Origin of the sequence: Paracraurococcus lichenis (assembly GCF_030657435.1) — a bacterium.
In the GTDB taxonomy this organism is placed as follows: domain Bacteria; phylum Pseudomonadota; class Alphaproteobacteria; order Acetobacterales; family Acetobacteraceae; genus Paracraurococcus; species Paracraurococcus lichenis.
This window is the reverse complement of record NZ_JAUTWS010000230.1, coordinates 1-3,008: the sequence shown is the minus strand read 5'-3', so window position 1 is coordinate 3,008 and position 3,008 is coordinate 1. Positions and strand designations below refer to the sequence as shown.

Annotated in this window: 5 protein-coding genes and 1 pseudogene; 4 read left to right on the top strand and 2 right to left on the bottom strand. The window is 63.1% G+C overall.

The window, feature by feature from the left end:
- Window positions 1–313, top strand: a 313-nt coding sequence (locus tag Q7A36_RS39145) for a plasmid pRiA4b ORF-3 family protein (protein ID WP_305109199.1), incomplete at its 5' end; no start/stop codon positions are given.
- A 137-nt stretch (window positions 314–450) separates the two neighbouring features.
- Window positions 451–1,008 carry an IS1595 family transposase gene (locus Q7A36_RS39140; RefSeq protein WP_305109198.1) on the top strand — a complete coding sequence of 186 codons (558 nt, stop codon included), beginning with the start codon at window positions 451–453 and terminating at the stop codon, window positions 1,006–1,008.
- 25 nt (window positions 1,009–1,033) lie between these two features.
- Here the strand turns inward: Q7A36_RS39140 and Q7A36_RS39135 are convergent, their stop codons facing one another.
- Window positions 1,034–1,534 (bottom strand): YciE/YciF ferroxidase family protein, encoded by a 501-nt coding sequence (locus Q7A36_RS39135; protein WP_305109197.1) that lies wholly within the window; start codon window positions 1,532–1,534, stop codon window positions 1,034–1,036.
- A 301-nt stretch (window positions 1,535–1,835) separates the two neighbouring features.
- On the opposite strand from Q7A36_RS39135, the gene Q7A36_RS39130 reads away from it, so the two are divergent.
- Together Q7A36_RS39130 and Q7A36_RS39125 are read left to right on the top strand one after the other, a co-directional pair.
- Window positions 1,836–2,234, top strand: a complete 399-nt coding sequence (locus Q7A36_RS39130; RefSeq protein ID WP_370655800.1) for an OmpA family protein — start codon at window positions 1,836–1,838, stop codon at window positions 2,232–2,234.
- A gap of 74 nt (window positions 2,235–2,308) precedes the next feature.
- Window positions 2,309–2,560 (top strand): annotated as a pseudogene (locus tag Q7A36_RS39125) (hypothetical protein); the annotation flags it as partial.
- A 27-nt stretch (window positions 2,561–2,587) separates the two neighbouring features.
- On the opposite strand, the gene Q7A36_RS39120 reads toward Q7A36_RS39125, so the two are convergent.
- Window positions 2,588–2,734 (bottom strand): hypothetical protein, encoded by a 147-nt coding sequence (locus tag Q7A36_RS39120; protein WP_305109196.1) that lies wholly within the window; start codon window positions 2,732–2,734, stop codon window positions 2,588–2,590.
- Between the last annotated feature and the right edge of the window lie 274 nt (window positions 2,735–3,008).

Here is a 3,008-nt window from a genome sequence, read left to right as displayed (position 1 = left end):
TTTCGGCGATGGCTGGGAACACACGGTCAAGGTCGAGCGCATCACGGATGCCATCCCCGGCCTGCTCTACCCGTTCCTGATCGACGCCACAGGGCGCTGCCCGCCCGAGGACGTCGGCGGACCTTGGGGCTACGCCGAGTTCCTTGAGGCGATCGCCGACCCGCAGCACGAGAGGCATGCCGAGATGGTCGAATGGGTCGGCGCGCCTTTCGACCCAACCGCCATCGACTTCGATGAGCATGCAAAAGCCGTCGAGGATCTCGCCAAGGCCTGGTCGCGAAAGCCAGCCATCAGGCGCAAACCAGCAACCTGATCCACGGACCTCCCAGAATCAGCACCCCCGAAGACCTCAGCTACGACCGGAACCGGTGAACGCCGCCCACACGCTATCCTCGGCCACCCGCGGCCTTGGCCGTATGGATACCCATCAAGCACAAGCTCGGGCAAGTGATGCTGGAGCGCGATGCCAAGCGGCAGCTCACGGGCCGGGTTGAACTCGATAACGCCTATCTCGGCGGCAAGCGCGGCCGTGGCTCGCCCGGCAAGACGCCCTTCCTGGCTGCGGTCGAGACCACGCCGGAGGGCAAGCCGGTGCGACTGAAAATGTGCCGAGTGCCGAGCTTCTGCAGCCGCGCCGTCGAGGACTTTGCCAAGCGCGGCCTGGAGCGGACCTGCGAGGTGATCAGCGACGGTCTGCCCTGCTTCGTCGCCATGACCAAGACGGGGTGCCGGCACACGGTCATCAGGACCGGCTCGGGCGCTCAGGCGGTACGCACACCGGCCTTCAAGTGGGTGAACGCGGCGCTGGGCAACATGAAGGCCGCGAGCACCAGCACCTATCGCTCGATCGCGCCGAAGCACGTGCCGGTTCGGGGCAATGCCCCGAACCTTCGCCGAGTTTCAGTACCGCTTCAACCGCCGTTACGACCTGGCCGCCATGCTGCCGCGCCTCGCTACTGTCGCGTTGCAGGCGTCGCCGATGCCCTACCGCCTTCTCAAGCTGGCTGAGGTTCCCAGGTATCAGGTCCGCAACTTATTGCTTCGAAGCTACCTGCGCGAGCTTTTCGCCAAGCGTGCTGGCATACTCGTCAGCCTTGTAAATGTCGGCGACGATCTCCTTCAGCTTGCCGACATGATCCTGCATGCCAAGAGCTTGAGCATAGGCCCCGGCAGTGCCGAACCCGGCAATTCCGTAGTGGGACATGCGTTGGTACTGGGCAATGATCTCGGCGTCGAGCAGCTCGTCCTTCTTAGGCGCATCGTCTCCGGTATGCTTGACAGCCTCTCTCACCAAGCCTTCCATGCCCTGGCAGTGCTCCTTTGCCACGTCAGCACCGGCTTCTCGCAACAGCGTCTTCAGCGTATCACGGTGCTTGTTGATACCCTCGACTGAACTCTCGAGTGTCTGCTTCAGCTTCGGATCATGGGCTTTGCCCGCCATCACCTGAACAGCGCGCGCCATCTGGTCGTTCGCCGACCAGAGATCCTTCATCTCCTCGGCGTAAACTTCCTTGAGGTTGTCCGGGTTCGACATGGTGTTGATCTCTTTCTATCTGCTGCAGATGGGGTCAGCTTACGCGTGCCATCGCTAGCGAAGCTTGGAAGATCCTCCAGCTGCTCGCGACTGACATCCGAACCACGCGACGCCTTTCGGGTTCGACGACTAGCATGTGGGTAAACACAAATAGTGGCGGGGCGTGGCTGCGCTTGGGCCAGCCTTGTCTCCATCCAAAAGTCTCGAAGCGGGGGTATCGACGGCTGTGCCGAGGTGGCCATCTTGTAACCGAAACGCGTGGTGCATATTAGAAGAAACAGGTCAAAATGGAGCTGGGCACATGCAGCGCAGACGTCTCAGTATGATGGCATTTTCCGGCGTAGGTCTCTGCTTTCCGGGCTGCTCTCTGTTCGTCCCCAAAGATCAGCCGCTGCCGGTTGTATTTTTCGCCGGAGACGACGCGACGCTTGATGTCGTAGGTCAAACGGTCGTCGCAAATGCCGCTCAGTTAGCTAAACGTTACCCACTCCAACCTGTCCGCGTTGTCGGATTTACGAGTCCTGCTGGCGTGCCAGCAGCGAATCGCGCGCTCGCCGAGGCAAGGGCTCGTGCCGTAGCCGACGCCCTCATCATGGCAGGCGTATCATCTGATAGGGTCCGATTTGAGTCTGGTGGCACGGCACCTTACGCCGACACACCCACCCAAAGCCGCCGGGTTGAAATCCGTATCGGAATTTAGCCCCACACCTTTCAGGGTGTTGAGGCGTGACTTTCTTTCGGCTTGCGATTGCAGGCAGGAACGGGAGCGGCGCCATGCGGACCTCTGTCCTCGAGCGTTTTGAGCAGCGCGCGCCGGTGAGCGTGATGGTGCGGATCGCGCTGGAGCACGCCCTTCCGAGCGAGTGGATCGACGTGGTGTTCGTAACGCACTGGCAGCGGCAGTACTCGTGCGAGCCGCTGTTCTTGACGGTGATTGAGCTGGTGACGCTGGCCTCCCTCGGCCTGCGCCCGTCCTTGCACGCAGCAGCGCGGAGCCTGGAGAGACTGCCGGTGTCGCTCGGCGCGGAGAGCATGCAATGTCGTGGGGGCTGATCAGGCTGCTTTTGCCATGGCGTGCTGCTGACCGGCGGGGGGACGAACGCCCGGGTAGCGCTGCCGGAAGGCAGCCTCGAGCGTGCCGTTCAGAACCGCCGTGCGGACGTCGAGGAAGGGCTGCACCGTCGCCCGGCTCCAGCGCATCTGCTGCGCCTCACATGCGGCGTCTCCCCGTCAAGGGGACGTTCATCAGCAAATGGACGGCCATTGCCGGGCAGTCGGGCCCGCGCCCAGGTGTGGCAGAGGGCGAAAGGTGGAGCTTGGCGCCGATGGCACCCAGGCCGAACGCGCCGCCCGGCCGCAGCGACGATGCATGCCGCTGTCGACTACACGTTTCGCCTCCTCGGGCAGCCCCTCGGCAAGGCGGCTTCCAGGTTCGAGCCCATCTCCGTCCCGGTAGTTCCGAACCAGGACAACC

Coding starts and splice junctions, on each gene's coding strand:
- Q7A36_RS39140 (WP_305109198.1), top strand. CDS start 451: ATGCTGGAGCGCGATGCCAAGCGGCAGCTCACGGGCCGGGTTGAACTC.
- Q7A36_RS39135 (WP_305109197.1), bottom strand. CDS start 1,534: ATGTCGAACCCGGACAACCTCAAGGAAGTTTACGCCGAGGAGATGAAG.
- Q7A36_RS39130 (WP_370655800.1), top strand. CDS start 1,836: ATGCAGCGCAGACGTCTCAGTATGATGGCATTTTCCGGCGTAGGTCTC.
- Q7A36_RS39120 (WP_305109196.1), bottom strand. CDS start 2,734: ATGCGCTGGAGCCGGGCGACGGTGCAGCCCTTCCTCGACGTCCGCACG.